Below are 14,840 nucleotides of genomic sequence, written 5' to 3' on the forward strand. Positions count from 1 at the left end.
TCCCTGCGCGTTTCTTCCCGCAGCAAGGGTGGAACAGGCTCATTGCTTCATCAAATGATAAGAATGCAGCGATTGATTAATTTCATTCATCTCATCGCGGCGAGACCGATCGCTTCAGCGCCTGGCTCAACAGCGAGAGAAGATCGCGCGCCGCCGGGCGCAGCGGCACGGTCTTTCGTGTGATGATGCCGAGCGTGCGCGTCACCGCCGGCGCGCGCAGCTGCACGGCGACGAGTTCGCCGTCATCGACAGCGTCGAGCGCGAACTGCGGCACGATCGCATAGCCGATGCGGGAGCGCACGAGACTGACGGCGGTGACGACCCGCTGCACCTCGTAGCGCCAGGTCAGGCTCTCGCGCCGCGCCCCCAGCGCATCGTCGATCAGGATGCGATTGCCGGTCTCGGCGCTGATGCGCACCAACGGCTCGCCCTGCAGCTGGGCCCAGGTCAGAGACGACGCCTGTGCCAGCGGCATGCTGCGATGGCTGACCAGCACGAAAGGCTCCTTCACGACCGGCTTCAGCTCCAGATCCCAGCGATTCGCCGCGACGATGGTGACACCGAACTCCGCCTCGCCGGACTGGACCTTGTCGGCGATCTCCGAAGCCGAATTGTCGTGGATCCTCACCCCAATGCCGGGATGGCGCTTCGCGAAGGCTGCAATCACCGGCGGCATGCAATGGACGGCGACCGTCGGCAGGCAGCCGACGGAGACCTGCTCGTCGCCCTCGCGGACATCGACCCTGACCTCGTCGAGCGCGGATCCGAGATCCTCGAAGATGCGGCGCGCCCGCGGAAGCAACGTCGTGCCGGCGGCGGTCAGCGAGACCTGACGCGTGGTGCGCAGGAACAGCGGCGTGCCCAGCGATTCCTCGAGCTTGCGGATGCGGTGGCTGAGAGCGGTCTGCGACAGGTTCAGATGCGACGCCGCGGCGCGGAAGCTGCCGCGCTCCGCGATGCTGATGAAGGCCTGAAGCCCGAGAACATCCACGCGCATTGGATTGTCTGACCCCTGCATGGCGACCGCTGACGGAAAAGCGATCCCCACCGGTACCAGCAAGCTCCCGGCTTACAAACACCTCGCTTTTCTAATCGCCGAGCTGCCGGATCCAGCCGATCTGCCGGTCGATGCAGCGCTCACGCTCGTAACCGGCGACGACCGTCTCACGTGCGGCCCGCCTTAGAGACCGCGTCGACAAGGGATGGGACAGCGCCTGCTCGATGCGCTGCGCCAGCAATCGCTCGTTGTGAAACGGCGTGAGCAACCCGTTGACCCCGTCACGAATCACCTCCTTCACCGGGTCGGTGTCCGATCCGACGACGAGGCAGCCGCAGGCCATCGCCTCGAGCAACGACCATGACAGCACGAAGGGAACGGTGAGATAGACATGGGCTGCCGAAACCTGGAACAGCCGGATCAGGCTCTCATAAGGCAGCCAGGGAATATGGATGACCCGATCGGCCAGGCCGGTTTCCGCGCACATCGCATCGCGCCAGCTCGACCCGTCGCTGCGTGGGCGCCCATAGCCCGAGCCATCGCCGCCGACCGCCACGAATATCAGGTCCGGATAGCGCTCGGCCAGGATCGCGGCGGCGCGCATGAACTGGGGATAGCCGCGATAGGGATCGAGATCGCGCGCCACGAAGGTGACGACCGGCGCACCCGATGAGAGCACGCGGCCATCGGGAAGCGCGAAGGAAGCCTGCGCATCGGGCCGGCAGAACGCCGTGTCGACCCCGTCATGGCAGACCGCGATGCGCTTGCGATAAGCCGCCGGATATTGCTGCCGCTGCCACTGCGTCGGAGCATAGGCCGCGTCGAGCGCATCGAGAGCGAGAAGCTGAGCAGCGTTGCGCATGCGGACGCGGTGGCGCTCCTCTGCCGGAATCGGCTCGGCCGTACCGAAATCCAGATCCGACCCGACGCTGCGATAATAATATTCGCAATAGCCGATCAGCGCCGCATTCGGCAGCGCGTCGCGGGCGAACAGCATCCCGCCCCAGCCGATATGTCCGAGGACGACATCGGGCGGATCGCTGTGTTTCAGGCGTTCCATCAACCCTGCAACCGCCTCGCCCGTCCGCAGATGATATTCGGTGGCGGCGAGCGCGGCATGCCGCGTCGACGTCTCCTCCACCGAATAGACGAGCTGGCTGACGCCCGGCTGCTCCTGCGCCGGGCGTTCCGTGATCAGCGTGACCTCGTCACCCTGGGCGACGAGGCTCGCGATCAGAGCAGCGAATTGACCAGATCCTGCGCGATGAACGAATAGGACATGCATGATGCGAGCAGGACCCCGCCATAACGGAGTGCGTCGTTCCACCACTGCTCGAGCTGGCGCAGGGTTTCATGGGTGGTGTTGAGATCGGTGTCGCGATTGCTTTCGAGGCGCTGGCCGACCTGGCTGGCTTCGTCGAGCAGACGTAGCCGCTCGCACAGCATCTGCCCCTTCAGGGAGAGAGATATCCGCGCCTGCCGGCGATCCCGCGGCGAGGCGCCACGGTCGAGATAGCCGCTTTCGACCAGCTGCTTGAGATTGTAGGACGCATTGGACCCCCCATAATGTCCGCGGTCCAGCAGATCGCGGACCGCGATCTCGCCCTGCCCGATCGTCATCAGGACCATCACCTGTGATGGCGAGATGTCGTCGATGCCGAGCTTGGTCAGCTCGAGGCGCAGATAATCCAGAAAGCGCCGGCTGACGCGTTCGACGACCCGCGCCAGGTCGAACGGGGAAATTCTGCGGTCGGGCCCCTCGTCGAGGTCGTCCGAACCGTTGGCCTGATGGTGGCCGTTCAAGGATCTGCCTAGGAATTGCTCGCCGCCATGCAATTTGAAGTGCATCCCTTACTCCGCCTGATCGAAAATTGAACAATCCACCCGTTTTGATCCCCTTCGCTCCTTAGAGCCTATAGGCAAAGCACATGCCACATACATTGGCTAACAATTAAGATTGCATCAATCCAGATATGACCGGAAACTAATTCGAAATTCAAAGTTTTGCATAGTTTTGCCCCATTTGCTTTCTTCCGACTCAATGGATTAGCGTTCTAATCTGTCATAATCTTGACACTCGTTCCGTATCACGTTTGCCTTGCTGATAGCGGGCATGCTTGCGGCGGCCGCTGTGTCGCTTCCCCGCGCCAAATTCTCACTCCTGGAGACATGCATGAAGGCGGTGAAGCCAGCGTCCGACGTTCTGATACGGAGTCTCCAGCGGTCCTTCGTCGGCGGCCTCGGCTATGCGGCGTTCCTCAGCCTCTGCGTGAATCTGCTGCTGCTGACCGTGCCGCTCTTCATGATGCAGGTTCAGGATCGGGTGATCGTCAGCCATAGCTACGACACGCTCACGATGCTGCTCGTCATCGCAGTCGGGGCGCTCGCCCTCTATGGAACGGTCGAGTTCATCCGCTCCCTGACTTTCCAGACGATGGCGAGCATTTTTGCACGCCGGCTCAATCTGCCGGCATTGCAGGCAGCCGTGAGCTCATCGCTGGAGCAGGGCTCCGGCCAGGCGACCCAGGCGATTCGCGACCTCAACGATATCCGCTTCTTCATCGCCAGTTCCGCGATCGCGACCCCGCTGGAGGCGGCCTGGTCGCCGGTCTTCCTCGCCGTCCTGTTCGCGCTCCACCCGGTCTACGGGCTGGTCGGCGTGGCCTCGCTGATCATCCTGCTCCTGCTCGGCGTGATGTCGGACATGCTGACCCGCAGGGTGCTCAAGGAGGCGAACGAGGCCGGCGTCGCCAGCATCAACGAAGTCGGCGCCAGCCTGCGCCATGCCGAGACGATCGAGGCCATGGGCATGCTGCCCGCTTTGTCCCGGCGCTGGCGCGCCCAGCAGCTGGCGATGATCGAGCAGCTCGACATGGGCACGCGCCGCGGCAAGTTCATCGCTGCGTTGACCCGCTCCTCACGCATGACGATGCAGCTGGCCGTCTATGCGACAGGCGCGGTGCTGATCATCCGCAACGAAGTCACCGCGGGCACGCTGATGGCCGCCAGCATCCTGCTCGGCAGGTTGCTCGCGCCGTTTGATTCGATGATCACGGACTGGCGGCAATGGGTCCTGGCCGCCGCCGCCTGGAAGCGCGTACGCGAACTCGTTCTCTCGCGCACCTCGCAGCGCCAGACGGTGCCGACCCCGGCCTGCCAGGGCGATCTCGTGGTCGACCGCGTCGTCTTCGCGCCGTCGGGCTCGGAGCAGACGGTGATCAAGAGCGTCTCCTTCTCGCTCGAGCCGGGCGAGGTGCTCGGCATCGTCGGCCCGTCCGGCGCCGGAAAATCGACGCTGGCGCGGCTGCTCGTCGGCGTCCTCAAGCCCAATGTCGGCGGCGTCTATCTCGACGGCCACAACACCTTCCTGTGGGAGCGCGGCTCCTTCGGCGCCATGGTCGGCTATCTCCCGCAATCGGTCTCGCTGCTGAACGGCACGATCGCCGAGAACATCGCCCGCATGCGCGAGCCCGATCCCCACGCCATTCTGGAGGCCGCCCGCATCGCCGGGGTGCACGAGCTGATCGGCCGGCTGCCGCTCGGCTACGACACCAATGTCGCGGACAGCGATTTCAACCTCTCGGGCGGCCAACGTCAGCGGATCGGCCTGGCGCGGGCGCTCTACGGCTCGCCGCGCCTCATCGTGCTCGACGAGCCCAACGCCAATCTCGATGCCGAGGGCGAACAGAGCCTGATCCGCGCCATCGCCGCCGCACGCGAGAGCGGCGCGATCGTCGTGCTGATCGCCCATCGTCCCTCGGTGATGCAGGTCGTCGACAAGCTCCTCGTGCTGCGCGAAGGCCGGGTGCAGCAATTCGGCCCGCGCGCCGCCATCGCCGGCATGATCACGCCCGGTGGCCGCGTCGAGATGGAGCCCACCGCCAACGCGCCGTCCGCACCGACCCCGATTCGCGAGGTGAAGGCATGACCGGACGTTCCCTGATCAAGCGCCCCGAGCATGCGCTCGTGGCGCAGGCGGAGCCGGAGACAGAGGACGAGCGCGTCCCGAGCCTGCGCAGCCTCGTGCTGGCAGGCGTCACGGCGATCGGCGTCGGCTTCGGCGGCTTCGGCGCCTGGGCAGTGACCGCGCAGCTCGACAATGCCGCCGTCGCGACGGGAATCGTCGCGGTCGACAGCAAGCGCAAGACCGTCAGCCATCTCGAGGGCGGCATTCTCAAGACCCTGCTGAAAGCCGAGGGCGAGCGGGTCGCCAGGGACGAGCCGCTGCTGCGGCTGGAGGATGCCCGCGCCCGCGCCGAGCTGCAGCAATTGCAGGCCAAGCGCATCGGCCTGGACGTCAAGCTCGCCCGGCTGCGGGCCGAGCAGACGGAGGCGAACGAGGTCGCCTTTCCAGAGGACATCGAGCGGATGGTGACGCCGATCGCGCGCGAGGTGCTGCGGGCCGAGCGCGGATTGTTCAAGTCGCGCGCCCAGGTCCACAACGGCAAGGTTCACATCCAGCAGCGCGTCATCGAGCAGCACCAGGCCGAGGCCGAGGCGCTGAAGGCGCAGATCGACGCGACCAACCACCAGCGCTCGCTGATCGACGACGAGGTCCGCACGGTCGGCGAGCTCTATGAGAAGCGCTACGCCAAGCGCAGCCAGCTCGTCGAGCTGCAGACCAAGCAGAGCGAGCTTTCCGGCCGGGCCGGCGAATTCGCCGCGCGCAAGGCCAAGGCCGAGCAGGCCGTGGCCGGCGCCAATCTGGAGATCCTGTCGATCAGCCTGGAACGCCAGAACGATATCGCCAAGGAGATCCAGGAAGCGCAGCTGATGCTGTCGGAAGTCACCGAGCGCATCGTCCAGGCCGAGGACGTGCTCCGCCGGCTGATCGTGACCGCGCCGCAGGAAGGCATCGTCGCGAATATCCGGATGCGGACGGCCGGCAGCGTGATTGCGGCCGGCGAGGCGATCCTCGACATCGTGCCGGAGAACGAGCCCCTGATCGTCGAGGCCAAGGTCGATCCGCGCGACATCGATGCGGTTCGCGTCGGCTCCGGCACGCGCGTTCGCCTGACCGCCTTCAACTCGCGCCTGCTGCCGCCGCTGCAGGCCAAGGTGACCTATGTCGCCCCCGACCAGCTCGTCGACGAGAAGACCGGCGTGCCCTATTTCGTGGTGCGCGCCGAGATCGATCCCGAGAGCCTGCGCGCCTACAAGGTCCCGCTCCATGCCGGGATGACCGCGGAGGTCATGATCGTCAACGGCGCACGCCGGGCGGTGGACTATCTGATCTCGCCCTTCACCGACAGCTTCAATCGTGCTTTCCGCGAGGACTGACCGGGCGCGGCGCGGCATCGACCGCGGCGGCATCTCGTACGCTCGACTTCATATTTCAATTTTGGAAGTATATTCACGCAATCATCGAAAGAATAATCTTTATAAAATAAAGGCTAAACTGTGCTGCATCGCAAAATCGTCACAATAAAAGCCTTGCTGCATCGCACTCATTGAGTAATTCTTAGATCGTCGAGCGACAGCATGACTATGCGGAGCTGTCGGAACCGTTCCTGAACTTCCATTTTCGGCGGCTTCGCCGCCAAGGGGTTCGGGTTCACCAGATCGCCTAGGAGGTGCCGGATGGCGACGATCGAAGGAAGTGCATTCGACGACTTTTTGATTGGAAGTCGATTCAGCGACGTGATCCTCGCCGGAGCGGGTGATGACATCGTCAAGGGCGGGGATCAGGTCGATTCGCTCTTCGGCGAAGAGGGCAACGATCTGCTCTACGGCGACGGCGGCAACGATGCCCTGTTCGGCGGCGAGGGTGACGATATCCTCTTCGGCGGGCTCGGCGACGATGTCCTGTCGGGCGACGCAGGGAACGATTCCCTGTTCGGCGGAGAGGGCAACGACGTGCTCACCGGCGGCGCCGGTGACGACATCCTGCGCGGTAACGCCGGCGACGACGTCCTGATCGGCGGCGAAGGCGACGACATCCTGCAGGGCGGTCCGGGTGACGACATCCTGCAGGGCGGCATCGGCAACGATGTCCTCCAGGGCGGCGATGGCGCCGACGTCCTCTACGGCGGTGCCGGCGACGACATCCTGCAGGGCGGCGCGGGCGACGACCTGCTGTTCGGCGGTGCCGGCAACGATACGCTGCATGGCGGCGCCGGAAGCGACGTCTTCGTCTTCGCCGGCGGCGGCGGCAACGACGTCGTCCTCGATTTCGAGGCCGGCTCGGACATCCTGCAGATCGCGTCCGACATCAACGGCACCGGTGTGGCCTCTGCCGAGGACGTGGCTGCGCGTGCGACCTCGGTCGGCGGCAACACCGTCATCGACCTCGGCCATGGCGACACCCTGACGCTCGTCGGCGTGTCGGCCGAAGACGTCCAGGCCGATCCGAACTCGTACTTCTCAGTCGCCTGATCGATCCAGAGTTCCGTCCGCCCGGCTGGAAACGGCCGGGCGGGCAGAATCCGTGCCCGATCTCCGTTCTGCAGCAACGCTCCCCGGGAAAGTGGCCTCCGCTTTCGCGAGGTGCGCCCCCAGGACCCTCCGTGCCGCAGGGATGCCTCCATGCTTTCACTTGCGCCCGTCACCATGGCCGTGACTGCCCCGACCCAGCTTGAGCTCCACCGCCTCGGCGGCTCGGTCTTCCTGCTCTGCTGGACGCTGGAGGCCTCGCCCTTCGGCAAGCCGTCGATTGCGCTGACGGGAGGCGGCCGTCGTCTTGCGGCGGCATCGGTCTCGCTGGGATTGCGCGATGGCCGCGAACGGCTCGCGATCGCCTTCCGCTCGTCGGGCCATGACAACATCGTCGCGACCCTGTCCGACCACGGCCCGCAGGGCGATGTCACAGCAGCATTCGACCCGGCGCTCGTCCATGGGCTGGTCGATCCCCGCGAACTTCTGAAGGAGCTCGCGCCGCAGGCTCGGCTGACATTGGCCAATGCACTCGTGCGGGCTTGGCCGCCTCTGTTCGGCCTCTCCGCCATTCCGAATTACCTGTCCTTTCTGCGCCAGCTTCTGCTGACCCTGTTTCCGAAGCCCGCCGCGATGCAGCCGACCGCGGCGCTCGTCGAGGGCCGGTGGCTGTTCGAGACCATCGTCCCGGCCGATTTCGGCGAATTGCGCACGGCCTCGCGCCTCGACGGCGCCGGCCTCGCCCGCCTCGACCTCGGCTCACGCCTCGGCACGCCCGATCGCAGCGGCAAGCGCGAGCTTCACCTCGTGCTGGAAGAGCCGCCCATTCGCGGCGGCGGATTGCTGATCCTCCAGGGCGAACGCTCTCTCGTCGTCCGCGCTCTCCCTGGGCGGCAGGCGGCGCCGTCGCTCGGCCGCTGGTGGGCCGGCAAGGCGGCGAGCCGCGACGGCCTGCGCAACTGGGTGGTCGAGCAGCTCGCGGGTTTGTCCGAGCAGGGCCGGCTGCTGGCCGTCGAGATGCAGCGCCGGGTTCCGCTCGCCGTCCAGCATGTCCGCCGGAACGACGATCTCCCGGCCGCCGAGCTCGATCTGGCGGTCTGCAACGGCGCCGGCCTGCTGATCGGCGGCTGGCTGCGCGATCCCGACGATCTGCTCGAGGAGGTGCTGCTGCATCGCGGCGCCGGCGAGCCGATCGCCATGCTCTCGCGCCTGCAACGCTTTCCGGTGCGCTTGCCAACGGGCGCGGAAGGCGAGACGCGCGCCGCCACGGGCTTCGCCGCCTTCGCCTCGGACTATGCCGCCGGCGCGCCGGTGCTGCAGCCGCGCTGCGAGATCAAGCTGAAATCCGGCACGACGCTGACGCTGCGCCCGCCGGTGCAGCCGGCCGACGCGACGACGATCCGCGCCAAGGCGCTGTCGGCGATCCCGCCGCAATACCTGACATCCGCGATGCTGGAGGCGACGCTCGCCCCGATCCTCGCCGCCTGCCAGGACGAGTTGCGGGAAAACCGGCCGGAGCCTGTGGTCAAGGATTACGGGCGGGCGACGGCAAGGCCGAAGGCCTCGGTCGTGATCCCGCTCTACCGCGTCTACGATTTCCTGCGCGTGCAGGTCTCCGCCTTCGCCGGCGATCCCTGGTTCGTCGAGAATGCCGAGCTGATCTACGTGCTCGATTCACCCGAGCACGAGGCGGAGGTCGCCCATCTCCTCGGCGGGCTGTTCCTCGCCTACGGCCTGCCGATGCGGCTCGTGGTGATGGGGCGCAACGGCGGCTTCTCGGCAGCCTGCAATGCCGGCGCCCGGCAGGGCCGCGGCGAGGCGCTCGCCTTGGTCAATTCCGATGTGATCCCCGCCGAAAACGGCTGGCTGCCGGCCCTGATCGAGAAACTCGACCGGCGCGGCCGGGTCGGCGCCGTCGGGCCCAAGCTGCTCTATGACGACGGCTCGCTGCAGCACGCCGGGCTTTACTTCAAGCGCGACAGTAAAGGCACCTGGCTCAACCACCATTACTTCAAGGGCATGCCGGGCGGCTATGCGCCGGCCAATGTCGAGCGCCCGGTGCCTGGCGTCACCGGCGCCTGCATCGTCATCTCGCAGGCGCTGTTCACCGAGCTCGGCGGTTTCGACGAGAGCTATGTGATCGGCGACTACGAGGACAGCGATCTCTGCCTCAAGGTCCGCCGCGCCGGCTTCGGCATCGTCTATGCGCCCGGTGTCGCGCTCTATCATCTCGAGCGGCAGTCCATCGCCCGCAGCGTCGACTACACGCGCGGCGCTGCCTCCCAGCACAATGCCTGGCTGCAAACGCGGCGCTGGGACGCGCAGATCGATGCGCTGATGCAGGCCTTCGAGACCTCGGCGGCGGAGCCCGCGCTCCACGAGCCGGCTCCGAGCGAGCCGAATCTCGCCCCCCGCTTCACCTTCAGGAGAGCGACCGCGGCATGACGGCAATGACGGCCTTGAGACAGATCGCGCCCGAGCCGGCGCCCGCGAGCGGCCCTGCGGGGCCGGAACTCGACTGGCTGCTGGCCTCGCTGCAGACCAACCGCTTCATGCCGCACCCGCCGCCGGATTCGATCTTCGTCGGCGACGGCGACTATCGCGCCATCGGCGCCGAATTCCTCGGCCATTTCATCCGCATCGGCCGTTTGCAGCCGCACGAGCGGGTCTTCGACATCGGCTGCGGCATCGGCCGCATGGCCGTGCCGCTGACGCAATATCTCGACCCCGCACGGGGCAGCTATGACGGCGTCGACCCGGTGATGGAAGGCATTCTCTGGTGCGCCCAGACGATCACGCCGGCCTATCCGCGCTTCCGCTTCCAGCGCCTCGACATCGCCCATCCCCTCTACAACCCGCAGGGCTCGCTGCCGGGCATCGAGGTCCGTTTCGGCTTCGCCAACGGCAGCTTCGATTTCATCACGATGATCTCGGTCGCCACGCATCTGCCGCCCGACGAACTCGTGGTCTATCTGCAGGAGGCCGCGCGCCTGCTGGCGCCGGGCGGGCGCCTCTTCCTGACCGCCTTCGCCATCGATGGCAGCACCGGGCTGGAACGCCTGTCGTTCAAGCGCTGGCAGGACGGGCCGGGCTGGTACGCCATCGACGAGGCGCCGCTTGCCGCTGCCGGCATCGATACGGCCTTCCTGCTGGAGCAGGCGGCGCAGGCCGGGCTCACCGTCGAGAACCTGCGGCCGGGCCATTGGCGCGGCATCAGCGCGGCGCATTACCAGGACGTGCTGATCGCGACGAAACCGGGGGGCGGCCGATGACCCGCCGCATCCTCGTCGTCGCGCACAACCACCCCGAGCTGCATCCCGGCGGGACAGAGATCTTCGCGCATGACCTGGCGGGCGCCTATCGCGAGCAGGGCTGCGAGGTGCTCTTTCTCGGCGCCACCAATGCGATCCACCGCCAGCCCCATCCCGGCACCGCGCTGCAATCCGTCGGCGAGGATGTCGTGCTCTGGAGCGGGCATTTCGACCGCTTCCACCTGAGTCAGATCGACCATTACGGCACGCTGCAGGACCTCGGAACGTTGCTGAACGAGTTCCGGCCGGACGTAATCCATGTCCATCATCTCGTGCTGATCGGGGCGGAGTTCCTGACGCTGGCGCGCCGGCTGCTGCCGGAGGCGGCGATCGTGATGACGCTGCACGACTATTATTCGATCTGCCACCATGACGGGCTGATGGTGCGGCCCGGCGACCGGCAGCGCTGCTCGGGCGCCTCCCCCGCCGGCTGCCATGGCTGCTTTCCCGAGATCGGCTCCGACCGCTTCCTGCTGCGCGAGCGCTTCATCAAGACGCATCTCGCCGCGGTCGACCGCTTCGTCGCTCCCAGCCGCTTCCTGCGCCAGCGCTACGCCGACTGGGGCCTGCCGGCCGAGAAGATCGAGGTCATCGCCAATGCGCGCCCGGCCCAGGAGCCGGCTCCGCATCGGGACGGCGCGGAACGGCGCGTCAGCTTCGGCTATTTCGGCAATCTCAACCCCTGGAAGGGCGTGCTGCCGCTGCTGCAGGCGGCGCGGCTGCTGCGCGCAGCCGGGGACAAGGATTTCTCGCTGCGCATCCATGGCGGTGCACCGTTCCAGAGCGAAGCCTTCACCACGGCGCTCGACGCCGCCCTCGCTACGACCGAAGGCGTCGTCACCCATTGCGGCCCCTATCGCCGCCAAGAGGTGCCGGCGCTGATGGCCGAGGTCGACTGGGTGGTGATGCCCTCGATCTGGTGGGAGAACGCGCCGCTCGTCATCCAGGAGGCGTTCCAGCATCGCCGGCCGCTGATCGTCAGCAATATCGGCGGCATGGCCGAGATGGTGCGCGACGAGATCGACGGGCTCCATGTCCGGCCGGGCGACCCGGCCGCGCTTGCCCGCGCGATGCGCCGGGCGATGGACGAGGACGGTCTCTGGCAGCGCCTCGTCGACGGCATCGCCGCGCAGCCTTCGCTCGCCGAATGCGCCGGCCGCCATCTCGCCCTCTTCGATAGCCTCAAGCTTGCGGAGGCCGCATGACCACAGCGCCCCAACAGGACAACGAAATCCGCCTGCCGCGCGTTGATTCGCCGGCCATCAACCCGGCGCGGCTGAACGGACGGGTCGACGCCCTCGACGGCAACCGCCTGCATGGCTGGATCTGGGACGAAACCCGCCCGGACCAGCCGATGACGGTGAAGCTCTATTGCGACGGCAAGCTCGCCCGCGAGATCAAGGCCGACCAGAGCCGCATCGATTTGCGCCGCAACGGCATCGGCGACGGCAAGCACGCCTTCTCGATGGAGCTCGACGACGCGCTGGTCGCGGCGCGCGCGCGCCTTACGGTCATCGGCGTCTCGCCGACGACCGGGACCCAGTTGGAGCTGCGTCTGCCGGCAGCGGACGAGCTGGCGGCGGAGGCGGCGATCGCCGTGCCGCTCGCGCGCTTCTTCGACAAGGTCGAGGTACTGATCGCGCTGAACCGGCGCGGGCAGCTCGCCCAGAAGGATCTGAGCGAGAAGCTCGATCGCATCGCCGCGCGTCTCGAAGAGAGCCACGCGCTTGCCGAGGCCGCCAAGATGGATGCCGAGACGCAGAGCGAGATCGCGCGGCGCCTCGGCGAGCTCGACGTCTTCCAGCTCCGCTTCGACGGCACGCTCCGCGCCTTCGACGAACGCCTGACCGCCATTCGCAAGGAGGCCCGCGCGCCGCTGCGGCAGGTCACCGTGATCCTCGGCTTCCTGTCGGGGCTCGCCGCCGTGATGTCCTTCGTCACGCTCGCCGTCACGATCTGGGGAGGCTGACGATGAGCGAGGTCATCGTTCCCGAAAGGACTGCCATCAGCCCGGCTCCGACCATCGCCTGGACGCCGCTCGGCGAGAACGCCATCCTCGTCCGCAGCGCCTGCGACGCGATTCCCGCGAAGGTCCCGGTCGCGGTCGACGGCAATCCGCGCAACCGCGCACAGACCATGGTCCTGAGCTGGCGCCGGCCCCAGGCCGAGTCCTCGGCGGCGACCGGCTTCCTTTGCCTCGCCCCGGCGCCGACCGTCGACAAGGATGGAAACGGCGCGCTCCTGATCGGCCGCCCCGGCCGTCCCCTGCGCCTGATCCTGGCGCCGAAGCCGCTGCCGCTGCAGGCCTTCCTGTCCGAGCTCGCCGAGGACGCCGGCCAGGCCTTTCCGAGCGTCGTCGACGGCCTGCTCGAAGTGCTGTTGACCGGCGCCGCCAATCCGCGCCGCCTGCGGGCGGTCGCCATGCTCCTGCAGACCGTCGCCCGGCCGGGCGGCTTCGTCGAGGTGATGGGTTCGCTCGATGGCGACGGCATCTTCCTGCAGGGCTGGACCTCCCATTTCGCGGCCGGGCGGATCAAGCTCCTGGTCGCGCATGGCGGCCTCTCCCCCGCCAATCTGGAAGCGGGAACCTTCGAGCGCGACGATCTCGGCGAGGGCGCCCGCGGTTTCTACGGCCTGCTCGAGGATTGCCACGCTCAGCATCCCGGCGAGATCGAGCGGCTGTATTTCCGCGGCAATGACGGCTGGCGCGCGCTCGAGGTCTATGAGCGCTACGTCCTGCTCGACCCGATCACCGTCCCCGGCCATCTGCGCGACGGCTTGCAGCGCGGCACGGCCCCGCAGGCCACCGCGGACAAGCTGCGCCGCGCCTCCCAGCGCTTCGATGGCCGCGACACCGTCTGCCTGCTCGACGAACCCGTGCGCGCCGGCATCGACGCCGTGACCATCGTCGAGAACACCGGCGTCCTGATCATCGGCTGGCTCTTCGATCCCGAGCGCAGGGTCGATGCCGTCACGCTGCGCAGCGGCAGCCAGTCCTGCGCCGTCGACCGGCTCTGGACGCGCGTGCAGCGACCGGACGTGACCGCGGCCTTCATGGAGGACCCGCGCTTCGGCCCGGCCCTGGCCTCGCGGCGCAACAGCCACGGCTTCATCGTCTTCGCGCCGAAGCTCGTGCCGGAACCCGGCCAGCCGCTCCACCTCGCCTTCGAGGTCCAGGGCACCGGCCCGGCCTTCCTCCCGCTCGAACCCAATCGCGGCCAGGCGCGGCGCACGCTGGAACGCATCCTCGGCCTGCTCGACCCGCGCTCCTCGACCGCGAGCGCCGTGGTCGAACGCCAGATCGCGCCAGCGCTGCAGGCGGCGGAGATCGCGCCGCCACGCGCCGTCGAAACCGTCGATGTCGGCGCCTTCGATCCGGAGGCGGCGCTCGGCCTCGTTGTCGGACTCGACCACCGCCACCGCGAATTGTCGGCGCTTTTCGCGCTGATGGCGATGGATCCCGAGGTCCGGCCCCTGCCGATCGTGCTGGCGGCACCCTCCGAGAGCTTCGACCGCGTCGGCGCCGAGGCCCGCCGGCTCGCGCGCTTCTACGGGCTCTCGGTGCGCCTCGTCGCCGTCGAGGGTGTCGAGGATGCCTGCGACGCGCTGGAGGCCGGCGTCCGCGCCTGCCGCTTCCAGACGGTGGCGATGTTGTCGGGCGCCGCGCAGATCAGGATGCCCGGCTGGCTCGGCAGGCTCGAACGGGCCTATCGCGCCCGCGGCGGCCAATGCGTCGCCAGCCCGACGCTGCTCTTCGAGGACGATTCCATCCGCTGGGCCGGCGCCTGGCTGGAGGGCGAAGGCGCGAGCCGGCGCATCGCCAATCGCTTCGTCGGCTATCCGCTGGAAGCCGTCGGCAATCTCGGCCCCATGGAGGTCGCGGCGGGAGCAAGCGAATGCTGCGTGCTCTCGCGCGCCGCCTTCGTCGAGGTCGGCGGTTTCGCGCGCAATTATTTCACCACGGCGGAGAAAGGGCTCGATCTCTGCCTCAAGCTCAGGATGGCCGGCTCGCCCTCGCTCTGGGTGCCGGAGGTCGAGGTCTATGCGGTCGATGACGGCGACATGGCGACGCCGCATGTCGGCACCCTCGCCCAGCTCGCCGACCGCACCAGTTTCGACCGGCGCTGGGCGCTCGCCATCTCCAACATGAAAGGCTGAGG

11 protein-coding genes are annotated in these 14,840 nt (G+C 67.5%); 8 read left to right on the forward strand and 3 right to left on the reverse strand.

Translation table 11 applies throughout. From position 1 onward, the window contains the following. Positions 1–91 precede the first annotated feature (91 nt). From AC1DVA_RS13190 to AC1DVA_RS13200, 3 genes are all read right to left on the reverse strand, one after another. Positions 92–997 carry a LysR substrate-binding domain-containing protein gene (locus tag AC1DVA_RS13190; protein WP_476806146.1) on the reverse strand — a complete coding sequence of 302 codons (906 nt, stop codon included), beginning with the start codon at positions 995–997 and terminating at the stop codon, positions 92–94. A 91-nt stretch (positions 998–1,088) separates the two neighbouring features. After that, complete coding sequence (locus AC1DVA_RS13195; RefSeq protein WP_265050468.1) at positions 1,089–2,282, reverse strand: glycosyltransferase; 1,194 nt, start codon at positions 2,280–2,282, stop codon at positions 1,089–1,091. Further along, entirely contained in the window at positions 2,231–2,845 is a 615-nt protein-coding gene (locus AC1DVA_RS13200; RefSeq protein ID WP_265050469.1) for a MarR family transcriptional regulator, read from the reverse strand. The genes AC1DVA_RS13195 and AC1DVA_RS13200 overlap by 52 nt, the downstream gene beginning before the upstream one ends. Before the next feature lie 325 nt (positions 2,846–3,170). On the opposite strand from AC1DVA_RS13200, the gene AC1DVA_RS13205 reads away from it, so the two are divergent. The 8 genes from AC1DVA_RS13205 to AC1DVA_RS13240 all read left to right on the forward strand — a co-directional run bounded on the left by AC1DVA_RS13205 (position 3,171) and on the right by AC1DVA_RS13240 (position 14,838). Beyond that, complete coding sequence (locus AC1DVA_RS13205) at positions 3,171–4,925, forward strand: type I secretion system permease/ATPase (protein WP_265050470.1); 1,755 nt, start codon at positions 3,171–3,173, stop codon at positions 4,923–4,925. Continuing rightward, positions 4,922–6,277: an HlyD family type I secretion periplasmic adaptor subunit gene (locus AC1DVA_RS13210; RefSeq protein ID WP_265050471.1), complete on the forward strand. Its 1,356-nt coding sequence runs from the start codon at positions 4,922–4,924 to the stop codon at positions 6,275–6,277. The genes AC1DVA_RS13205 and AC1DVA_RS13210 overlap by 4 nt, the downstream gene beginning before the upstream one ends. Positions 6,278–6,577: 300 nt before the next feature. Beyond that, positions 6,578–7,372: a calcium-binding protein gene (locus AC1DVA_RS13215; RefSeq protein ID WP_265050472.1), complete on the forward strand. Its 795-nt coding sequence runs from the start codon at positions 6,578–6,580 to the stop codon at positions 7,370–7,372. A gap of 150 nt (positions 7,373–7,522) precedes the next feature. Next, positions 7,523–9,814 carry a glycosyltransferase gene (locus AC1DVA_RS13220; RefSeq protein ID WP_265050473.1) on the forward strand — a complete coding sequence of 764 codons (2,292 nt, stop codon included), beginning with the start codon at positions 7,523–7,525 and terminating at the stop codon, positions 9,812–9,814. Then, a complete protein-coding gene (locus AC1DVA_RS13225; RefSeq protein ID WP_265050474.1) occupies positions 9,811–10,641 on the forward strand; it encodes a class I SAM-dependent methyltransferase in 831 nt (276 codons plus the stop codon). Before AC1DVA_RS13220 ends, AC1DVA_RS13225 begins: the two co-directional genes overlap by 4 nt. After that, positions 10,638–11,885 (forward strand): glycosyltransferase family 4 protein, encoded by a 1,248-nt coding sequence (locus tag AC1DVA_RS13230; protein ID WP_265050475.1) that lies wholly within the window; start codon positions 10,638–10,640, stop codon positions 11,883–11,885. The genes AC1DVA_RS13225 and AC1DVA_RS13230 overlap by 4 nt, the downstream gene beginning before the upstream one ends. Then, positions 11,882–12,649 (forward strand): hypothetical protein, encoded by a 768-nt coding sequence (locus AC1DVA_RS13235; protein ID WP_265050476.1) that lies wholly within the window; start codon positions 11,882–11,884, stop codon positions 12,647–12,649. Before AC1DVA_RS13230 ends, AC1DVA_RS13235 begins: the two co-directional genes overlap by 4 nt. A gap of 2 nt (positions 12,650–12,651) precedes the next feature. Next, a complete protein-coding gene (locus tag AC1DVA_RS13240) occupies positions 12,652–14,838 on the forward strand; it encodes a glycosyltransferase family 2 protein (RefSeq protein ID WP_476806147.1) in 2,187 nt (728 codons plus the stop codon). Positions 14,839–14,840 lie beyond the last annotated feature (2 nt).

Source organism: Allobosea sp. P4_C6, from assembly GCF_056402015.1.